This is a genomic window from Pseudomonas sp. ABFPK (assembly GCF_001586765.1).
GTDB classification, from domain to species: domain Bacteria; phylum Pseudomonadota; class Gammaproteobacteria; order Pseudomonadales; family Pseudomonadaceae; genus Aquipseudomonas; species Aquipseudomonas asiatica.
Genome location: NZ_LQXW01000002.1, coordinates 41,849 through 62,012, shown reverse-complemented (window position 1 = coordinate 62,012; position 20,164 = coordinate 41,849). Strand labels below are relative to the sequence as shown.

General features: G+C 63.9%; 18 protein-coding genes. 4 read left to right on the top strand and 14 right to left on the bottom strand.

Annotated features, from left to right (window positions below; genetic code table 11):
- Positions 1 to 149 precede the first annotated feature (149 nt).
- Complete coding sequence (gene metG / locus WM94_RS02385) at positions 150 to 2,189, bottom strand: methionine--tRNA ligase (protein ID WP_015271555.1); 2,040 nt, start codon at positions 2,187 to 2,189, stop codon at positions 150 to 152.
- Positions 2,190 to 2,347: 158 nt separating this feature from the next.
- Here metG and apbC point away from each other — a divergent pair, with 158 nt between their 5' ends.
- Positions 2,348 to 3,442: an iron-sulfur cluster carrier protein ApbC gene (gene apbC, locus WM94_RS02380; protein ID WP_015271554.1), complete on the top strand. Its 1,095-nt coding sequence runs from the start codon at positions 2,348 to 2,350 to the stop codon at positions 3,440 to 3,442.
- 185 nt (positions 3,443 to 3,627) lie between these two features.
- On the opposite strand, the gene WM94_RS02375 is transcribed toward apbC, so the two are convergent.
- Entirely contained in the window at positions 3,628 to 3,837 is a 210-nt protein-coding gene (locus tag WM94_RS02375; RefSeq protein WP_003254922.1) for a cold-shock protein, read from the bottom strand.
- Between the two features lie 328 nt (positions 3,838 to 4,165).
- On the opposite strand from WM94_RS02375, the gene dcd reads away from it, so the two are divergent.
- Together dcd and WM94_RS02365 are read left to right on the top strand one after the other, a co-directional pair.
- Positions 4,166 to 4,732 carry a dCTP deaminase gene (gene dcd / locus WM94_RS02370; RefSeq protein WP_003258001.1) on the top strand — a complete coding sequence of 189 codons (567 nt, stop codon included), beginning with the start codon at positions 4,166 to 4,168 and terminating at the stop codon, positions 4,730 to 4,732.
- A 93-nt stretch (positions 4,733 to 4,825) separates the two neighbouring features.
- Positions 4,826 to 5,053, top strand: a complete 228-nt coding sequence (locus tag WM94_RS02365) for a hypothetical protein (RefSeq protein ID WP_003254918.1) — start codon at positions 4,826 to 4,828, stop codon at positions 5,051 to 5,053.
- 10 nt (positions 5,054 to 5,063) lie between these two features.
- Here WM94_RS02365 and pdeM read toward each other — a convergent pair whose 3' ends face one another.
- From pdeM to WM94_RS02325, 8 genes are all read right to left on the bottom strand, one after another.
- On the bottom strand, positions 5,064 to 5,717 hold the full coding sequence (gene pdeM / locus WM94_RS02360; protein WP_024087661.1) for a ligase-associated DNA damage response endonuclease PdeM: 654 nt from the start codon (positions 5,715 to 5,717) through the stop codon (positions 5,064 to 5,066).
- Complete coding sequence (locus WM94_RS02355; RefSeq protein ID WP_061550348.1) at positions 5,714 to 8,167, bottom strand: ligase-associated DNA damage response DEXH box helicase; 2,454 nt, start codon at positions 8,165 to 8,167, stop codon at positions 5,714 to 5,716. The genes pdeM and WM94_RS02355 overlap by 4 nt, the downstream gene beginning before the upstream one ends.
- Before the next feature lie 67 nt (positions 8,168 to 8,234).
- On the bottom strand, positions 8,235 to 9,350 hold the full coding sequence (locus WM94_RS02350; RefSeq protein ID WP_039614754.1) for a succinylglutamate desuccinylase/aspartoacylase family protein: 1,116 nt from the start codon (positions 9,348 to 9,350) through the stop codon (positions 8,235 to 8,237).
- 223 nt (positions 9,351 to 9,573) lie between these two features.
- The gene (locus WM94_RS02345) at positions 9,574 to 11,232 is read right to left on the bottom strand and encodes an ATP-dependent DNA ligase (protein ID WP_061550347.1); all 1,659 of its coding nucleotides are present in this window, start codon (positions 11,230 to 11,232) and stop codon (positions 9,574 to 9,576) included.
- The gene (locus WM94_RS02340; RefSeq protein ID WP_061550346.1) at positions 11,229 to 12,245 is read right to left on the bottom strand and encodes a ligase-associated DNA damage response exonuclease; all 1,017 of its coding nucleotides are present in this window, start codon (positions 12,243 to 12,245) and stop codon (positions 11,229 to 11,231) included. Before WM94_RS02340 ends, WM94_RS02345 begins: the two co-directional genes overlap by 4 nt.
- Positions 12,246 to 12,343: 98 nt before the next feature.
- Complete coding sequence (locus WM94_RS02335) at positions 12,344 to 12,685, bottom strand: hypothetical protein (RefSeq protein WP_061550345.1); 342 nt, start codon at positions 12,683 to 12,685, stop codon at positions 12,344 to 12,346.
- Positions 12,686 to 12,790: 105 nt separating this feature from the next.
- Positions 12,791 to 15,232 (bottom strand): penicillin acylase family protein, encoded by a 2,442-nt coding sequence (locus WM94_RS02330; RefSeq protein ID WP_061550344.1) that lies wholly within the window; start codon positions 15,230 to 15,232, stop codon positions 12,791 to 12,793.
- Between the two features lie 378 nt (positions 15,233 to 15,610).
- Entirely contained in the window at positions 15,611 to 16,951 is a 1,341-nt protein-coding gene (locus tag WM94_RS02325) for a PLP-dependent aminotransferase family protein (RefSeq protein ID WP_061550343.1), read from the bottom strand.
- A 154-nt stretch (positions 16,952 to 17,105) separates the two neighbouring features.
- On the opposite strand from WM94_RS02325, the gene WM94_RS02320 reads away from it, so the two are divergent.
- Positions 17,106 to 18,302, top strand: coding sequence for an MFS transporter (locus WM94_RS02320; RefSeq protein WP_054573725.1), 1,197 nt, complete (start codon positions 17,106 to 17,108; stop codon positions 18,300 to 18,302).
- 54 nt (positions 18,303 to 18,356) lie between these two features.
- Here WM94_RS02320 and WM94_RS02315 read toward each other — a convergent pair whose 3' ends face one another.
- The 4 genes from WM94_RS02315 to WM94_RS02300 are packed head-to-tail and all read right to left on the bottom strand — an operon-like array spanning position 18,357 to position 20,023.
- Positions 18,357 to 18,554, bottom strand: a complete 198-nt coding sequence (locus WM94_RS02315; RefSeq protein WP_003258907.1) for an SEC-C metal-binding domain-containing protein — start codon at positions 18,552 to 18,554, stop codon at positions 18,357 to 18,359.
- Between the two features lie 7 nt (positions 18,555 to 18,561).
- Positions 18,562 to 19,047, bottom strand: a complete 486-nt coding sequence (locus WM94_RS02310) for an LEA type 2 family protein (protein ID WP_061550342.1) — start codon at positions 19,045 to 19,047, stop codon at positions 18,562 to 18,564.
- A 2-nt stretch (positions 19,048 to 19,049) separates the two neighbouring features.
- Positions 19,050 to 19,526 carry a YchJ family protein gene (locus WM94_RS02305; RefSeq protein ID WP_015271542.1) on the bottom strand — a complete coding sequence of 159 codons (477 nt, stop codon included), beginning with the start codon at positions 19,524 to 19,526 and terminating at the stop codon, positions 19,050 to 19,052.
- 2 nt (positions 19,527 to 19,528) lie between these two features.
- Positions 19,529 to 20,023, bottom strand: a complete 495-nt coding sequence (locus tag WM94_RS02300) for a DUF6231 family protein (protein WP_003258904.1) — start codon at positions 20,021 to 20,023, stop codon at positions 19,529 to 19,531.
- Positions 20,024 to 20,164 lie beyond the last annotated feature (141 nt).

Genomic DNA, 20,164 nt, shown 5'->3' with positions numbered 1-20,164 from the left:
GGAATCGGGGCGATTGTCCGGGTTTGGCATCAAGGTGCCGGAGTCATTGTGAGAGCGGGCGTGCCCGCGAACACCGGAAACGCCGGTGCCATGCACCGCGTAGTCAGTTTCGCGGGCACGCCCGCTCCCACAAGGTCCAGCAGGTTTTGTTACTTGATGCGCTGGCCTGGCTTGGCACCGCTGTCCGGGCTCAGCAGGTAGATCTCTTCACCGCCAGGCCCGGCCGCCATGACCATCCCTTCGGACACCCCAAAGCGCATCTTCCGTGGCTTGAGGTTGGCCACCATCATGGTCAGCCGGCCTTCCAGCTGGGACGGGTCGGGGTACGCCGACTTGATGCCGGAAAACACGTTGCGGCGCTCGTCACCGATGTCCAGGGTCAGTTGCAGCAGCTTGTCCGCGCCCGGTACGGCCTCGGCCTTGACGATCAGCGCCACGCGCAGGTCGACGGCAGCGAAGGTGTCGAACTCGATTTCCGCCGACAGTGGGTCCTTGGCCAGCTCGCCATTGCCGGCCGGGGCCTTGGCTTCGGCGGCCAGCAGGTCTTCCTTGCTGGCGGCGACCATGGCTTCGACCTTGGCCGGTTCGATGCGGCTCATCAGCGCCTTGAACGGGTTCAATTGGTGGTTTTCCAGGCGCGACAGGTGGTCGTTCCAGGTCAGTGGTGCCACGTTGAGGAAGGCCTCGGCGTCGGCAGCCAGTACCGGCAGCACCGGCTTGAGGAAGATCACCAGCTGACGGAACAGGTTGATGCCTTGGGCGCAGATGGCCTGAACTTCATCCTGCTTGCCTTCCTGTTTGGCCAGCGACCATGGGGCCTTGTCAGCGATCCAGGCGTTGGCGCGATCGGCCAGCGCCATGATTTCGCGCATGGCACGGCCGAAGTCGCGGCCTTCATAGGCGTCGGCGATCGACGGGGCGGCCGCCAGGAAGGCTTCGGTCAGCTCCGGTGCAGCATCGCCAGCCACCATCACGCCTTCATTGCCCTTGTGGATGAAACCGGCGCAGCGGCTGGCGATGTTGACCACCTTGCCAACCAGGTCGGAGTTGACCTTCTGCACGAAGTCTTCGAGGTTCAGGTCCAGGTCATCGACGCCACGGCCCAGCTTGGCGGCGTAGTAGTAGCGCAGGTATTCCGGCTGCAGGTGGTCGAGGTAGGTGCGGGCCTTGATGAAGGTGCCGCGCGACTTGGACATCTTGGCGCCGTTCACGGTCAGGTAGCCGTGCACGTTGACCGCGCTCGGCTTGCGGAAGCCCGCGCCTTCGAGCATGGCTGGCCAGAACAGGGCGTGGAAGTTGACGATGTCCTTGCCGATGAAGTGGTACAGCTCGGCCTTGGAGCCTTCGTTCCAGAACGCGTCGAAGTCCAGCTCCGGGCGGCGTGCACAAAGGTTCTTGAAGCTGGCCATGTAGCCGATCGGTGCATCCAGCCACACGTAGAAGTACTTGCCTGGCTCGCCTGGGATCTCGAAGCCGAAGTACGGCGCGTCGCGCGAGATGTCCCACTCCTGCAGGCCCGAGTCCAGCCATTCGGCCAGCTTGTTGGCTACCGCGTCCTGCAGCGTGCCGCTACGGGTCCACTGCTGCAGCATGGCCTGGAAGTCCGGCAGCTTGAAGAAGAAGTGCTGGGAATCACGCAATACCGGGGTGGCACCAGAGATGGCCGACTTGGGGTTCTTCAGCTCGGTGGGCGCGTAGGTGGCGCCGCATTTCTCGCAGTTGTCGCCGTACTGGTCTTCGGCCGCGCACTTGGGGCAGGTGCCCTTGATGAAGCGGTCGGCGAGGAACATCCCCTTTTCCGGGTCGAAATACTGGGTTACCGAACGGGTGGCGATGTGCCCGGCGTCTCGCAGGCGCGCGTAGATCAGGCCCGACAGCTCGCGGTTTTCTTCGCTGTGGGTGGAGTGGAAGTTGTCGAAGTCCACCAGGAAGTCGGCGAAGTCGCTGCTGTGTTCGGCCTGGACGTTGGCGATCAGCTGTTCCGGGGTGATGCCTTCCTTCTCGGCGCGCAGCATGATGGCCGAACCGTGGGCGTCGTCGGCGCAGACGTAGATGCACTGGTTGCCGCGCAGCTTCTGGAAGCGGACCCACATGTCTGTCTGGATGTACTCGAGCATATGGCCAAGGTGGATCGATCCGTTGGCATAGGGCAAGGCGCTGGTGACGAGAATCTGACGTGGCTCGGACATGGTGGCTCGGCTACTTATCTGGCGACGGGGTAAAAATGAGGTTGATCGGCCACTATAAAGGGCTGGCGAAGATATTTCACCCCGCATGCGCATCTGCTGACGATTGACGGGTTAGGATAGGCGTCTGTTTTACATTCAGTTTGCCATTGGGAGTCTCCATGAGTGCCGTCACCCGTGCCGCCGTCGAAGGCGTGCTTCGCCAGTACACCGACCCCTACCTGAACCAGGACCCGATCAGCGCCGGCTGTGTGCGCGCAATCGATATCCAGGGCGGCCAGGTCAGCGTGCAATTGCAACTGGGTTATGCCGCAGGGCTGTTCAAGAACGGCTGGGCCCAGGTGCTGCAGACCGCCATCGGCAACCTGGAGGGCGTCAGCAGTGCCCAGGTGTCGATCGACTGCGTGGTGGCTGCGCACAAGGCCCAGGCCCAGGTGCCGGCAATGGCCAACGTCAAGAACATCATCGCCGTGGCCTCGGGCAAGGGCGGTGTGGGCAAGTCGACCACCGCTGCCAACCTGGCCCTGGCGCTGGCTCGCGAGGGCGCGCGGGTGGGTATTCTCGATGCCGATATCTATGGCCCCAGCCAGGGCGTGATGTTCGGCATCGCCGAAGGCACCCGCCCGCAGATTCGCGAGCAGAAGTGGTTCGTGCCGATCAAGGCCCATGGCGTGGAAGTCATGTCCATGGCGTTCCTTACCGACGACAACACGCCGATGGTATGGCGTGGCCCTATGGTTTCCGGCGCGCTGCTGCAGCTGGTGACCCAGACTGCCTGGGACGACCTGGATTACCTGGTGATCGACATGCCGCCGGGCACCGGTGACATCCAGCTGACCCTGGCGCAGAAGGTACCGGTTGCCGGTTCGGTGATCGTCACCACCCCGCAGGACCTGGCCCTGCTGGATGCCAAGAAGGGCGTGGAGATGTTCCGCAAGGTCAACATCCCGGTGCTGGGCGTGGTGGAGAACATGGCCGTGCACATCTGCTCGAACTGCGGTCATGCCGAGCACCTGTTCGGCGAAGGCGGTGGCGAGAAGCTGGCGAGCCAGTATGGCGTCGACCTGTTGGCGTCGTTGCCGCTGTCGATGCTGATTCGCGAGCAGGCCGATAGTGGCAAGCCGACGGCGATCGCCGAGCCGGAAAGCCAGATTGCGATGGTCTATCAGGAGCTGGCCCGTCAGGTGGGCGCGCGGATCGTGCTGCAGGAAGCTGCTGCGCCGGCGATGCCTAGCATTACCATCAGCGAAGATTGACTGGCAGACCGAGTCGCCTGCTTCGCGGGTAAACCCGCTCCCACAGGTACAGCGCAGACTTCAAGTACCGCGCTGTCCCTGTGGGAGCGGGTTTACCCGCGAAGAGGCAGACTCGGTCTTTCGACCAGGCATAAAAAAACCCGCCGGAAGGCGGGTTTTTTGAAAGCTAGGAAGCTTCGATCGACTTAGGCGATCTGAACTTCTTCAGCCTGCATGCCTTTCTGGCCGCGGGTAGCGACGAAAGTAACAGCCTGGCCTTCTTTCAGGGTTTTGAAGCCGTCAGCTTGGATGGCTTTGAAGTGCACGAACAGGTCGTCGCCCGACTGAGGGGTGATGAAGCCGTAGCCTTTCTCATCGTTGAACCACTTAACAACACCGGATTGACGGTTGGACATTTTTCTGTCTCCTTGGACAATTTGATAACGGTCAGGAAAAACCCTGGCCGGGACTGAGCGCAAAGAGAGCAGAAAATTCAGCGATGGGCCGATCAGGATCGTGCATCAAACTAGAGATTCTCGGTGTCACGTGCAGCACAGTGGCGCCACCTTACCCCACTTTCCGCAACCTGCCAATGGTCAGAAGGCGCTTTACGCAAATTCGGATCGACGGCGGCTGAAGCCCCCGCCCGGCGCGGGATGAGGCATGGAACTTTAACCTGGGCGCCGGGACCGGTAAGATGCGCGTCTCGATTTTTCACCTCGCAACTCTTCAGGACACCCCGCCATGAGCATCAAATCGGACAAGTGGATTCGCCGCATGGCGCAGGAACACGGCATGATCGAACCGTTCGTCGAGCGCCAGGTGCGCGGCGAACAGGACAGCCGGGTGATCTCCTTCGGCGTCTCCAGCTACGGCTACGACGTGCGCTGCGCCGACGAATTCAAGGTGTTTACCAACATCAACTCGGCCACCGTCGACCCGAAGAACTTCGATGCAGGCAGTTTCGTCGACATCAAGAGCGACGTGTGCATCATCCCGCCGAACTCCTTCGCCCTGGCGCGTACCGTCGAGTATTTCCGCATTCCGCGTGATGTGTTGACCATCTGCCTGGGCAAGAGCACCTACGCCCGTTGCGGCATCATCGTCAATGTCACCCCGCTCGAGCCCGAGTGGGAAGGCCATGTGACACTGGAGTTCTCCAATACCACCACGCTGCCGGCGAAGATCTACGCCAACGAAGGTGTGGCCCAGATGCTGTTCCTGCAGTCCGACGAAGAATGCGAAGTGTCGTACAAGGACCGTGGCGGCAAGTACCAGGGCCAGCGCGGCGTCACCCTGCCGCGTACCTGAGCCGACAAGCGCGGGGAATTCCCCGCGCCTTTGGCACTCCAACTGGATAACGCCGGTACGCATGACGCGTAGCGGCCTTGCCAGGAGCAGCCAATGAAACTCCACCCCGCAATCAGTGCCAAGCTGGCAGGCCTGCAGCCCAACCACGTCGGGTTGCTACCATGGTCACTGCTGGCACACCCGCTGCCGATGCAGGCGGGGGGCGTGCCCCACCAGCCTGACCCGGATACCCCGCAACCGCCGGAGCCCGGTGAAACACCACCCATGGAGCCGGGCGAGCCGACCCTGCCGGACGAGCCTCCACCGGCACCTGTAGCCTGAGTGATCCGGGCTAGAGCGGCCAGACGCGGTCTGCACCGGTCAGGAACACCCGGCTGGCGCCCGTGGGGGCAATTTCCCAACCCCCGGTAAATTCACCGAACGCCGGCAGCAGGCTGACCTGTCCATCGATCAGGAAGCAGGGCAATCGCAGGCGTTGCCGAGCCTTGCCGCGCAGGACGAATACCGGGTGTACGTGCCCTGCCAACACCGGTTGGGTCGGGTGGGGGCGGGGTTCGTGCTGTAGCGCAAAGGGTCCCAACAGCCAGGGTTCGCTCACGACTTCGATACCGAGTGACGCGGGTGGGTCACCGGCGTTTCGATCGTGATTGCCGCGGATCAGCACGATTTTCAGGGTTCTGTGGCGCTCTCGCCAGGCCTGCAGCGTTGCCAAAGTTGCCGGTGCCTGCGCTGCGCGCGCATGCAGAAAATCGCCAAGAATGATCAGTTGCTCGCAATCATGCCTTGCCAGCAATGCATCCAGGCGAGCGAGTGTCGCCTCGGTGGTGCCGCGCGGTACCGGTTGGTGCAAGGCGCGATAGCTTGCTGCCTTGCCGATGTGCAGGTCGGCCACCAGCAGGGCATGACGGGCTGGCCAGTAGATGGCCTTGTCCGAAAGCAGCCATAGCACTTGGCCATGGTGTTCGATGGGTAAAAGGTTGGTCATTCCGTAGCGTCCGCCGCACTGTTCAGCTCCGCGACCATCCTCGCAATCCGGTCCGCCAGTCTCTCGGTGCTCAACGTTTCGCGCATGCCTTCCACCAGCAAGGCAAATGCCAACGGTCCGGGCCGTTTGAGTGGTCGCAGTTCCAGCTGTAACTGGCCCATCTTCAGCAATTGCCGGTGCAACCGCTCGATCTCCAGTTCCTCATTCAGCACCTCGTCCCGTGCCTGGGCCAGCAGCAGGTTGCCGGTGTCATGCTTGCGAAATACCTCATAAAACAAGCCGCTGGAGGCCTGGATCTGCCTGAGGCTTTTCTGCGCCGCCGGATACCCGCCAAACACCAACCCGGCAATCTGTGCGATCTCGCGAAAACGACGCAACGCCATTTCTCCTGCGTTGAGGCTGGCCAGTACATCATCCAGCAGGTGTTCGGTACCAAGTGCCTGCGGAAGGTGTGTGGCCCAGTCCACGTTGCCCGGGCTGAGCAGTTCGAACCCGTAGTCATTGACCGCAATCGAAACCGAAAGCGGCTGCACGCGGCTCACCCGCCAGGCGATCAGGTTGGCCAGGCCAAGGTTGGCCATGCGCCCGGCGAACGGATACAGGAACAGGTGCCAACCCTGGCGCGACTTGAAGGTTTCTGCCAGCAGCGTTTCGGGGGTGGGCAGCGCCGACCATTGCGCCTGCAAGGCCAGCAGGGGGCGTACTGCACGCATCTCCGGGCTTTGAAAGCGCCCTTGGGTTGCTGCGCCGAGCTGCTCGACCAGTGCGTCGGCCAGTTCGCTGGAGAGCGGCATGCGGCCACCATTCCAGCGTGCAACCGCTGCCTTGCGCGCGGTACTGCGGCGTACGTAGGCCGTCATGTTTTCCACGCGCACCAGTTCCAGCACTCGCCCGCCGAACACCAAGGTGTCGCCAGGGCGCAAACGGGCAATGAACGCCTCTTCGACGCTGCCCAGCGCCTTGCCCCCACCACCCTTGCTCCAGTACTTGAGCTGCAGGCTGGCGTCGCTGACGATGGTACCGATACTCATGCGGTGGCGACGTGCCAAACGTTCGCTGGCAACCTTGTAAGTGCCGTCGGGCTGGCGCTCGACGCGCTGGTAGTCTGGGTAGGCGCTGAGTGAGCTGCCGCCATGGCAGACGAAGTCCAGCGCCCATTGCCACTGGCTGTCGCGCAATTCGCTGAAGGCCCAGGTACTGCGCACTTCGGCCAGCAACTGCTGCGGGTGAAAGCCGCTGCCCAAAGCCATGCTTACCAAGTGTTGCACCAGCACGTCCATGCACAAGCGTGGCGAATGCCGGGCTTCGATGTGCCCGGCTGCCAGGGCGTGCCTGGCGGCGGCTGCTTCCACCAGTTCCAGGCTGTGGGTGGGCACCAGAGTAACCCGGGAGCGCCGCCCCGGCGCATGGCCGGAGCGCCCGGCCCGTTGCACGAGACGGGCAATGCCCTTGGCGGAACCGATCTGCAGTACGCGCTCCACGGGAAGGAAGTCCACCCCCAGGTCCAGGCTGGAGGTGCAGATCACTGCCTTCAGGTTGCCTTGCTTGAGGCTGCGCTCGACCCAGTCACGGGTATCGCGGGCCAGTGAGGCATGGTGCAAGGCAATCAGCCCGGCCCACTCGGGGCGTACCTCGAGCAGGGCCTGGTACCAGAGTTCGGCCTGCGCCCGAGTGTTGGTGAAGACAAGGCAACTAGTGCTGGCATCTATCTCCCGGCTGACCTGATCGAGCATCTTCAAACCCATGTGCCCGGCCCAGGGGAAGCGCTCGATGGCCGTTGGCAGCAGGGTATCGATCTGCAACTGCTTGTCCTGTCGGCCTTGTACCAGCAGGCCGCCTTGTGGCTGCAATACGTCCAGCGCATGTTGGAGATTGCCGAGGGTCGCGGACAGGCCCCAGGTCGGCAGGCTCGAGTGCCAGTGGCGCAGGCGGGCCAAAGCCAGTTGCAGTTGTACCCCACGCTTGTTGCCCAGTAGTTCGTGCCATTCGTCCACCACTACCAGCCGCAGTGTGGCGAAGTCTTCGCGAGCTTGTGCCCGGGTCAACAGCAGCGTAAGGCTTTCAGGGGTAGTGACCAGTACACTGGGCAGGCGCCGTGCTTGCCGGGCACGTTCGGCACTGCCGGTGTCGCCGCTGCGAATGCCCACGCTCCAGGGCAGGCCCAGGTCGTCCAGCGGCATCTGCAGTGCGCGGGCGGTGTCGGCGGCCAAGGCTCGCATGGGGGTAACCCACACCACCTGCAAGGGTGCAGCATGACGTCCTTGGGCTTCGGCCTTGAAGGCCCTCAATGCGGCGAGCCATACCGCGTAGGTCTTGCCGGCACCGGTACTGGCATGCAGCAAGCCGGATTCGCCCCGTTCCACGGCGGCCCAGACACGGCGCTGGAAAGCGAAAGGCTTCCAGCCACGCTTGGCGAACCAGGCCTTGGCGAGGTCGGTGGCGGCGGGCATGGGGCATAGGGTCCTTCGGTGGCTGTGTTTCTACAGACAACCAGCCAGGCGCAATGGTTTTACCGGATCAGTTTGCCAGCAGATAGCCGCTGCGGCACACCTGCTCGCCTGCGACGTGGGCGATGACCATGCCTGCGGTAGCCATGCGCCGTACGTTACGTGCATACAGCAGGCCGGGCTGGCTGTTGCGGATGGCCGTCACCCGGTCGTTGAGCGGGTCGATGACTTCAGCGATCAGCTGGCCCGCCTCCAGGTGCTGGCCTGGCCGGGCGTGGTACACCAGCAACCCACCCAGTGGCGTTATCACCGGTTCTACTGCGGCCAGCGGCGTGGCCGGGCAGCGCAAGGCGGGCAGGGCCGGGCTTGCGCCTTCGATGACCCCCGCATGGGTAAGGAAGTCGAGGATCGCCTGGCAGTCCTTGCTGGCCAGGTCGTGGCTGACATCGGCCTGGCCGCGCAACTCGACGGTGACCGAGCAGCAGCCCAGCGGAATCGGGAAACGTTTGCCGAAGCGTTGTTGCAGCTGCCACCAGACTAGGCTGAAGCATTCATCGAACGACTGCCCGCCAGAGTCGGTGGCAAGCAGGCTGGCTTGGGCACCCAGGTAGCGGGCCAGCGGTTCGATCTGCGGCCAGGCGTCTGGCGTGGTGTACAGGTGCTCGACCGCCTCGAAGTCGCAGTGCAGGTCCAGCACCATGTCGGCATCGCAGGCAAGGCGCTGCAATATCAGGCGTTGGGCCTGCAGCGGTGTGCGCGCCGGGTGTGCGTCCAGCCCCCGCCGCAGGTATTCGCGGATCAGCGCGAGGTTGTGTGCCGGGTCTTCGGTCAGGTGTTCTTCGATCTGGTCGCCGATGCTGTCGGAAAGATCGACGAAGTTACGGTTGAAGTTCTCGCCGCTTTGCAGTTCGAATCGCCCCAGCGGCGCGTCCAGCAGCACTTGTTCCAGGCCGACCGGGTTGGCCACCGGCACCAGGATGATCTCGCGCTGCAGGCGGCCTTGCTGTTCCAGTTCACCCAGGCGGCTTTTGAGGTGCCAGGCCACCAGCATGCCGGGCAGCTCGTCGGCATGCAGCGAGGCCTGGATATAGACTTTGCCGCCACCGCGAGGTCCGAAGTGGAAGCTGTGCAACTGGCGTGTGATGCCCGGAACGGGCGAGAGCAGGTCATGAGTTGAGTGGTGCATGGTGGTCCTGGGTGCGTGGCGAAAACGGTCTGCGACACGGGGCGGCACACAGATAGAAGCACAGTTTTTGGCCTTGCGCCTGCATCGGTGCCCTCCTGGCCACCGCGCTGGCTTCTTCGCGGGTAAACCCGCTCCCAAAGGGATCGCACAAAACTCAGCTTTTGTGCATGACCTGTGGGAGCGGGTTTACCCGCGAAGAAGCCAGCACGGTCCAGAAATTGTTTCAGGCCAGCAGCGCCTGCAATGTAGCCAGGTCATCCGCTTCTTCCACTGGCTTGTCCAGCCGCCAGCGCAGCATCCGCGGAAAGCGCACGGCGATGCCGCTCTTGTGCCTCCTGGACAGGGCGATGCCCTCGAAGCCCAACTCGAACACCAGCTTCGGCGTCACGCTGCGCACCGGCCCGAAGGTTTCAACGGTGGTCTTGCGGATGATGGCGTCGACCTTGCGCATTTCTTCGTCACTGAGCCCTGAATAGGCCTTGGCAAAGGGGACCAGTGCCCGACCCGGCGTACCGGCTGGCGCGTCCCACACGGCGAAGGTGTAGTCGCTGTACAAGCTGGCCCGCCGGCCGTGGCCGCGCTGGGCATAGATCAGCACGGCATCGACGCTGAACGGGTCGATCTTCCATTTCCACCAGGTGCCCATGTCCTTGGTGCGCCCCACGCCATACAACGCCTCTCGCTGTTTCAGCATCAGCCCTTCCACCCCCAGGCTGCGGGACTGTTCGCGCTGGCGGGCAAGGTCGGCCCAGTCCTGGCCTTCGAGCAGAGGCGAGAGCAATACCGGGGCCAATGGGTGCTGCTCAAGTACCTGCTCCAGCTGCTGGCGGCGTGCATGCTGCGGGCGGCTGCGCCAGTCCTCGCCTTGCCATTCCAGCAGGTCGTAGGCCTGCAGCACGACCGGTGCGTCGCTCAGCAGCTTCTTGCCCAAGGTCTTGCGTCCCAGGCGCTGCTGCAACAGGGCAAATGGCTGCACAGCCAGCTCAGCCGCTGAGCCACCAGGTTTCCAAACCAGGATCTCGCCATCGAGCACGACACCGTCGGGTAGCGTCTGCGCCAGGCTGTGCAATTCGGGGAAGCGTTCGGTGACCAGTTCCTCACCGCGCGACCAGACCCACAGCTGGCCTTCGCGCTTGACCACCTGGGCGCGAATGCCGTCCCATTTCCACTCGATTTGCCATTCGCTCGGCGGCCCGAGCAGTATATCGAGCTGTTCGGTTGATACCTGCAGGGGGTGGGCCAGGAAAAACGGGTAGGGCTGGCCGCCACGCAAGCTATGTTCATCGTCTGATTCCGGGGCTATCAGCCGTTGATAGCTGGCTGCCGTCGGGCGGTGGCTGATGTCGGTGTAGCCAACCAGGCGCTGGGCCACGCGTTTGGCATCCAGCCCCGCCAGTTGCGCGAGGGCGCGAGTGACCAACAGCTTCGATACGCCCACGCGAAAGCTGCCAGTGATGAGTTTCAGGCAGAGCATCAGGCTGGGGCGGTCCAGCTGGGCCCAAAGAGGCGGCAGGCGTTGCTGGATCTCCTCGACTGGCAGGCCGCGCAATGGCAGCAGATGGGCTTCGACCCAGCGGGCGAGGCCATCGTCGCCAGGGTGGCGGCTTTCCGGTACCAGCAGGGAAATGGTTTCGGCCAGGTCGCCAACGGCCTGGTAGCATTCCTCGAACAGCCAGTCAGGCAGCCCCGCCAACCTGCCGGCCAGCTCCCGCAGCACGCGTGTAGGCACCAGTTGGCGAGGGCGGCCACCAGCCAGGAAGTACACCGCCCAGGCGGCATCCCCAGCCGGGGCGGTGCTGAAATACTCGCGTAGCGCCGTGAGCTTTGCAGTGCTGGAGGTAGTCGCATCCAGCCTCAGGTACAGCTCGGCGAATGCTTTCATGCGTCTGGCTCCGCGGCTACCACGTCATCTTCCTCGCCGTACTCGGTCACGAAGGCGCGGGCATCAAGGCCTTGTTCGATGAGGTAGCGCACCAGCACATTGACCGAGCCATGGGTGACCATCACGCGTTCTGCGCCGGTCTGGCCGATGGCCCAGAGCAATCCCGGCCAATCGGCATGGTCCGAGAGCACGAAGCCTCGGTCTACCCCGCGCCGGCGGCGGGTGCCGCGCAACAGCATCCAGCCACTGGCAAAGGCATCGCTGTAGTCGCCGAAACGGCTCATCCAGCTGCTGCCACCCGCCGAAGGCGGTGCCAGGACCAGTGCCTGGCGCAGCAGCGGGTCGTTGCGTGGGATATCGCCGACATAGCGGGTTTGCGGAAGGTAGACGCCAGCGTCCCGGTACACCCGGTTGAGTGGTTCGACAGCGCCATGCACGAGGACAGGACCAATGTTGGCGTCCAGCCCATGGAGGATTCGCTGGGCCTTGCCGAAGGCATAGCAGAACAGCACGCTGGCTTTGCCCTGTTCGCAATTGGCGCGCCACCAGGTATTGATGCCGGTGAAGATCTCGCCCTGGCTGGGCCAACGGTAGATGGGCAAGCCGAAGGTCGATTCGGTTATGAACGTGTGGCAGCGCACCGGTTCGAACGGCGTGCAGGTGCCGTCGGGCTCCACTTTGTAGTCGCCGGAGGCGACCCAGACCTCGCCCTGGTACTCCAGGCGCACTTGCGCCGAGCCCAGTACATGCCCGGCTGGGTGCAGGCTCAGGGTTACGCCATGGTGGAGCAGGCGTTCGCCGTACGGCAGGGTTTGCAGGTCGATGTCCTGGCCCAGGCGGCTGCGCAGGATGCCGGCGCCTGGGGCGGCGGTGAGGTAATGGCGGTTGCCTACGCGGGCATGGTCGCCGTGACCATGGGTAATAACAGCGCGGTCTACGGGGCGCCACGGGTCGATGTAGAAATCACCGGGCGGGCAGTACAGGCCTTCGGGGCGGGCGATGACGAGGTCCATGGCTCAACGTCTGGAGTAGGGCTTGCTAGGTCAGAGTGTCGAGGCCTGCGACAAGTTCTATGTGTGAGGCAGCCCTCTCGAGGGCTGCCAGACCCGCGTCAGGAAATAGCGACCTTCCAGCCCGATTTTCGGGCTTCTTCGATGCTGATCTTGGCGACGCGGGCGATGTTCAGGCGTTTGCCGCCATGCATCAGATATGGCGAAGCACGGAAGTGATCCCAAGTGGTATCGACGCTGTCGGGCAGCAGGTCCTCGGTGTCATAAGCGATTTCCAGGGTGACAGGTGAAGAAACCGCAGGGGCGCTGGCATCTCCGTCGCTGATCATGCGGTAGTCGGCGATTGCGCTTCCCACCCAAAGTTGTGCATTGATGGTAGCGCCAGCTGGAACTTTGAGCGTATCAGGCCAGGAAATTTCAATTTTCAGGGTTTCTGTAGCCATGTTCATCATCCTCTTGATGGAAAGTGTGCCGCACCTGTCCGGGAACAGTGCGGCACCGAGGATGCTAGGTAGCTGGGCGGCTGCCGGTAAGCAGGAAAGGCTCCACTAGCGCCCAGGCACCAACGTCAAACGCTGGTTGCCATACGCCCGCCCGAAGTTCTGCTGCTGCAGTGGCAGGCTCATGAAGCGCCCTTGGAACCAGGCATCCAGCCCATCGCTGTAATGCCTGCTGGCCGGGTTGCCGGACTGCCCGCTGCTGGTCAGCACCTGCAACGGCTCGGCCTGGCCGAAGTCGACGATCATCCGTGCCGAGGCCGGCAGGCGGGTGTCGAATTCGCTGCCCCAGGCATATGGCGTCAGGGCCAGGGTGGTGAAGTCGCCACCGGCAGCCAGCGGCGAGCGACCGAGGGCATCGCCCAGGCCATGATAGGCCGGTGCCGGCCAGCGGTACTGGTGCAGCTTGCCCCACTGCCAGGCGCGGCGGTCGGCGCCCAGTTGCGCGGTGCCGGCATCCACAGCGCCCGCCAGGCTGCGGGCGAGAATGGCCGGCTTGTCTTCTTTCTGCGGGGTATTGCGGTCATCCCAGAACGGGCTGTCGTCGCGGCCCAGCAGGTGGTCGGCCTGCGCCGAGAACGACAACCGCGCATTGCTGACGAAAGCCTGCCAGGCCGGGCCGGATTCCGGGCCCAGGTCATCGAGGAAGGTTTGCCGGGCGACTTCCTGGAGGAACAGTTCGTACAGTGCGGCATCGGCCGACACCGGGCTCAGGCGGCCATCGAAGGCCTCGAGCCGGGCCAGCGCGTCGCGGGCCTTGTCACGCTGTGCGGCGGGCAGGGCATCGATCGCCTGCTTGAGCGGCTGGGCCATGCCCGGGGCGTCGAACATCTGCTTGAGCTTGTCGGCCAGCAGGGTGGTCTGGTCGTTCTGCAGGGCCATCAGGCTGCGGCTGTCGTGGCGGCCATTGCCGGCCAGCTGGGCCAGGCGCTCGGCGCGCTCGGGGTAGTACCAGGTGCTGGACAGCTGCATGCCATAGCCACGCGGCAGGCTGCGCTGGTTGGCGTGGCCGATCCAGCCGGCGGGCGGGTCCTGATCGTAAGGGTGCAGCATCGGGTCGGCATAGCCGTCCCAGTCGTAGCGCCCGTCCCAGCCCGGCGACGGCAGCAGGCCCTGGCCTTCGCGACGGTTGGGGTAGCGGCCACTGACTTGCCAGCCGATGTGCTCGGGTTCGGCGAAGACGAAGTTGAGGGCGGCGGCGGTCACTTCACGGGTGCTGTCGAAGGCACGCTCCACGCTCTTGGCACGGGTCAGGTCGAACAGCGCATCCAGGCTGCGGTCGCCCTTGAACTGTGGCAGGTTCAGCGCCAGGCCCAGGCTGGCATTGCCTGGCTGGGCCAGCAGGGTGCCGTGGCGGGTGTCGTACATCACCTCGCGCAGCGGGCGCTGGCCGCGGACGAAGAAGGTTTCGCTACGGGCGCGGGCCGGCAGCCATTTGCCGTCGGCGAGGTAGCTCAGTTGGCTGCCCTGGTAGCGCAGTTGCTCCAGATACAAATCCTGGTTGTCGGCCATGACCGCGCTGCTGCTCCAGGCCAGCTTGCCGTTGTAGCCGGCCAGCACGATCGGCAGGCCAGGCAACGACAGGCCGGCGACCTGGTACTTGCCGGTGTGGATCTGCACCGGGCTCAGGGCCCAGGCGGCTCGGCTGTCGCTGGCCAGCAAGCTTTTGCCGCTGCGGCTGCGCTGCGGCGCCAGGGCCAGGTTGGCCGAGCCCGGGCTGCCCAGAAGGTCGAGGTCGGCCAGCTTCTGGCTGGCGGTTGCCAGGGCTGGCAGCCCCGGCAACTGGCTGGCCAGGTTCAGGCCCTTGAGCTTGTCCACTTCGGCTTCGGCCAACGGCTCGTCCGGGGCGCCGGGTAGCAGCCAGGCCAGCTTGTCGCTGCCGGCTTTTTGCGCCAGGGTCAGGGCGCTCAGTTCTTCCTGCAGGTTCACCGACTGGCTGAACGCATACAGGGTGAAGATCAGTGCCGAGTCCTCGGGCTTCCAGTATTCGGGGCGGTAGCCACTGCTGGCCAGGCCGGCGGGCAGCTTGTCGCGGTAGCGGAACAGGTAGGCGTTGACCCCGCGTGCATACACTTCGAAGAAGCGCTTGAGCCGTGGCGACGCGTCGGCGTACTGCTGGGTGGCGCTCTGCTTGAGGTTGGCCGCGCGCATCAGGCGGTCGATGTCCAGCGCGTCGCTGCCGGCCAGTTCTGCCAGGCGGCCCTGGGCCAGCAGGCGCATGGCGACCATCTGCTCGATGCGGTCGCCGGCATGCACATAGCCCAGGCTGAACAGGGCGTCATGGAAGCTGCTGCTTTCGATCAGTGGTGCGCCCATTGCGTTGCGCCGTACCGAGACGTTCTGCGCCAGGCCCTTGAGTGGCTGCACACCGCTGGTCGGCGGCACGCTGTCCTGGTAGCCGCCCGTCTGGCAGCCGGCCAGCACGAGCATGCCGAACAGCGTGGCAGCGGTTGCGAACCGCGGGCGGAATGGAGGAAAGGCGGGGGCGGCCATGACAAGGGCTCCTGCAAGGCGTGGCGGGTTTCGAAAGGCGCTAAGGTAGTGAGCGCGCAGACGCCGTGCAAGGTCCCTGGGCGGTTTATTTTTTGTGCTTGGCGTGGGGTGTGCGGTGCCTGTGAGATCGAGCGCCGCCCGCGCGGCGCTTCGCAGCACAAGGCTGCTCCTACATTTGTTTCGGGCCAATTATTCCTGTGAGGTTTGTGCGCGAACGCTTTGGCGCATGGCTCGATATCGCGTTGTACGAACAAGGCGGTCGCGTGCACTGGCATAGGCATTACTGGCCCGAAACAGATGTAGGAGCAGCCTTGTGCTGCGAAGCGCCGCGCGGGCGGCGCTCGATTTGCGCGCCACCTCAAAAATCAAGACATTCACTCAAACCTTGAAATGTTCGGCCACGGCGTCGGAAAAGTGCGTGCAATTGATGCGAGCAAGGCGTTGATAGTCACGGCTGACGGCGAAGGCCGAGCCTGGCATCAATAGCACCTTGTGCTGTTCCAGGCGACGCATGAAGGGCCTCAGGTCGGCCAGTTCGGGGTGGTAGACCCACAGGAACATGCCACCTTGGGGCGTTATGTCGAATTGCCAGCCACGCGCCCGCAACAACTGCTGGGTCTGCGCCTGCTGCCGGATCAGGCGCTGCTGCAGGTCTTGCATGTGCCGGGCATAGGTGCCGTCGGACAAAATGGTGTTGACGAAGCGCTCGCAAAACGCCGGTACCGCCACGCAGGTCAGCAGCTTCAGGCGTGTCAGCGGCTCCATCAGCTCTGCCGAGCAGGCGATGTAGCCCACGCGCAATGAGGCGGACAGGCATTTCGAGAAGCTGCCGATGTAGATGACCCGCTCAAGGTCGTCCAGTTCGGCAAAGGTCTGGCGCACACCCGGGCTGAAGTCGCCGTAGACATCGTCCTCGACCACGAAGAAGTCATGTTCCACCGCCAGGCGCAGGACGCTAAAGGCATTGCGCGGGGTGATGTTGCCGCCGGTCGGGTTGTGGAAGGTACTGTTGCAGAAGAATGCCTTGACCTTGTGCCTGGCCAGGTGCTCCTTCATGTCTTCCACGCTCGGTCCGTCCTGGGTTCGGCGCACCCCGACCACATGGCCGCCGGCCAACTGGATCAGCTTGATCAGGTTGCCATTGCCGGGCTCGTCGACGAACACGTGATCGCCTGGCTTGATCAACAACCGCGCCACCAGGTCCAGCGCTTGTGTGGCGCCCAGCGTAGTCAGCAACTGAGTTGGCCGGGCATCGACACGGGTCAGGCGTTTCAGGTGCACGCACAACTGCTTGCGCATGGGCAGGTAGCCCTGGATGTCGCCATATTCTGCCAGCGAACTCTGCTCCAGGCGTGCCGTGCGCCGAATTGCCCTGGCCAGCAGCTCGGTGTCTCGCCAGGCGGGTGGTAGCCAGCCGCTGCCCAGTTTGGTGTAGTGCTGGCCCCCCTGCAGCAACTTGAACAGCGGGTCGTCGGCCATGCCTGCGGGCGTATCCACTGTGCCGGTTTGCCGTGTGTGGCTGGCGACGAAGTAGCCGCGGCCAGGAATGGCGGTCAACACACCTTCGCTTACCAATCGGGCATAGCTGGAGACGACATCGTGGTAGCTGCAGCCAACCGCCGCCGTCAGCTTGCGGATGGACGGCATGCGCTGGCCAGGCAGCCATTCGCCGGCTTCGAGGCGCTGTTTCAACTGGTCATGAAGGCTGTGCGGGCGCATGGCGGGTCCAGCAGCTGTTAGAAAAAACAGCCTAACAGTTAACCGGAAAGCGCGTCGACTGTTCGAGCTTCAGGGCGCGGCAGATGCCACCATGCACCTGTCGGCCTCTTTCCAATGCCGAATTCCACCCGTCCACCAACCGTGAGCACACGCCATGTCGAGCCCCCTTCCACGGCGCACGTACCTGTATTTCACCGCGCAATCGATCAACCTGACGACTGCGGTCATGTCCGTGACCATGGCGGCCATTGTCGGGGCGGCGCTGGCGCCTGCCGCCACATGGTCCACTGTGCCCTATGGGTTCCAGTTCCTCTGCCTGATGCTGGCTACCTATCCGGTCTCCAGGCTGATGAGCCGCATTGGCCGCAAGCGCGCCTTCATGTTGGGCTCGGTCCCTTTGGCGGTGTCTGGCATCAGTGGTTACCTGGCGGTGCAGTACCAGCACTTCCCGACGCTGGTGATCAGCCATTCGGCATTGGGCATCTACATTGCGTTTGCCAACTTCAATCGCTTCGCGGCCACCGATAATCTGGCCCAGAACCTGAAGCCCAAGGCGCTTTCCCTGGTGGTGGCCGGTGGTGTGATCGCTGCCGTGGTCGGGCCGGCGCTCACCGAGTGGCTGAGGGACGTTGGTGGGTATCCGCTGTTTTCGCTGTGCTACGCCGCTTTTGTCGGCCTGGCGGTGATGTCGTTGCTGACAGCGGCCTGCCTGCCCGGCGATACCGGCACCGCCAGTAACGACCGTGCAGCGAAACCGGCTGGCACGACCGCCGAGCCGCTGAGCCCGGTGGTTGCCGTGGCCATGGCGGTGGCCGCGCTGGGCTACGGCATCATGAATTTGCTGATGATCCAGGCGTCCATGCACATGAAACACATGCATGAGGACTTTTCCGACGTTCGCCTGGCGATTCAATGGCATGTGATTGCCATGTTTGCGCCGTCGTTCTTCACCGGCGCCATCATCCACAAGCTCGGCATCAGGGCCACCATCTGTCTCGGCCTGTGCCTGCTGATCGGTTGCACGGCCATGAACATGTGGTCGCACAGCTACGCGATGATGACCTTGTCACTGATAGCCCTGGGCCTGGGTTGGAACCTGACCTACGTGGGCGGTGGGGCGCTGTTGGCGCAGACGCTGCAAAACAGCCCGGCAGCGATGCAGATGCAAGGGAAGAACGATCTGGCCATTGCGGTGTTCGCGACCGTTGGTGCATTCAGCCCATCGCTGTTGCTGGGTACGGTCGGCTGGGATGGCACCAATGCCATTTGCATGGCCCTCTGCATCGTGCTGCTCATGGCCACCGCAGGGTTGCTGCAGCGCAAGGTTTCAGGGCCTGCCAGGGCCAGTTAGACCCCGGCTACCCTCCGCGCGGCCCGCAGCAGGGACGCGCGAGTGCTGTTCAGGTCAGGCGCCGTGGCACTTCTTGAACTTTTTCTGGCTACCGCACGGGCATGGGTCGTTACGGCCAACGTCCTTCAGGGCGTTGCGTACCGGCTCCTGGTGGCCGTGGTTGCAGTGCGGGCCGTGTACATGGCCATGATCGTGGTGGTGATCATGATCGTGGTTGCAGTCAGGGCCATGAACGTGGGGTTGCTGGGACATTGCAGGGTCACTCCGGTTTGTAATCGCCGGGGATTATCTCACCACTGCGCGACAAGTGCAGGTCCCGATGGATGAGCAACCCGGTCGCCAGCTCGCCCAGCAGGCTGTAATGCAGTGGTTGTTCGCTTTTCAGCAGCTTGGCCAGCGGTTTCAGGTGCTGCCACAGGTTGGTCCGTGCGGTGATCTTGAAAGTACGCCGGGCATGCCCGCCGACACTGCGCCACACGCTGGTTTCATCCTGCACCAGCAACAGGTCATTGAGGCGTATGGCATACGACAGGTTGCGGATGAACAGGCGGCTGTCATTGGGGTTGTCGATTCGCAGATGCAGCACGAACTCCTGCTCCAGCAACCTTGCCTTGACTGTCTCCACCTCGACCAGGTGCACCTCGGGTTCGCGCCAGTCGTCACCGCCCCAGCTGGCGCAGCCCGCGAGCAGTGCAAGCCATGCCATCAGGGTGGCGAGCAGCAGCGGGCGGGTGCGGGCGATCATGGTCAGCTACCCACGTAACTGGCGCAGCATTTCTTGAACTTCTGACCGCTGGCGCAGGGGCAGGGGTCGTTGCGCCCGGCCTTGAGCCCGACCGTGGGGTCGATGAAGTACCAGCGCCCGGCGTGCTGGACGAACGCCGAGCGCTCGCGGTGCTGATGGTCACCCTCCTGGTCGTGCCAACGTGCAGTGAAGGTGACAAAACCGTGCTCCGGCTGGCCGCCCAGCACCTCAGCGCTTTCCACCTCCAGGCCCAGCCAGGTGCTCTGGGCGCTCCAGGCGGCCATGGCGGCACGGTCCAGGCCGGCTTGCTGGGCCGGCAGGGTGGTGGCCACCAGGTAGTCGACCAGGCCCAGCACGTAGGCACTGTAGCGTGAGCGCATCAGCGCCTGGGCATCCGGCGCCGGGGTGCCGGCGTGGTAATGCCCGCAGCAGGCGTCGAGCAGGTTGCCACTGCCACAAGGGCAGACCGAGACACTCATCATCACCACCAGTACTTGCCGAAATTTTCAGGGTTGGCCCAGAACTTGGCATTCAGCCAGTCCGGTACCTGCTTGTAGTCATGTAGATCATAGGTGAACAGGCTCAATACCTGCTGGTCACGGCGGAATTTCTCGCTGGCCGACAGGGCAAGGGCAAAGAAATCGGTGTCTTGCCAGCCACAGGCGACCAGGTCGGCCAGCACTGCGACCCGGCTGGCATTGAGGTTGCGAATGCCACCGAGCAATTCCAGGCCGGTGCGTTTTGGCAGGTGCTCCAGGCAGTCCACCAGTACCGCAAGGTCAAAGCGCTGGGCTGCCAGTTCGGCCGGCAGCGGGCCTGGGGCGGCCGTGGCGATGGTTACCTGTGGGTGCGCCTGGGCGAAGGCGTCCAGCGCCGGAAAGCGCGTGCCCACCAGCAGCAGGCGTTGCGGAGTGAAGCGCTCGAGCAGGGCCGCCAAGGCCTGCTGCGGGGTGCGCTGGGAAAAACCGTCGGTCATTGCCAATCCTCGTTGAAGTCATCCAAGACTAGCGGGCCGCAGCGTGCGGGCAAAGAGGCATGTCACTGTGTCGTGGCTTATTGGTGGCAGGGATCAGATGCTCGGTCTTTACTCCCTGAAATCGGCCTTATGCCGATTCCC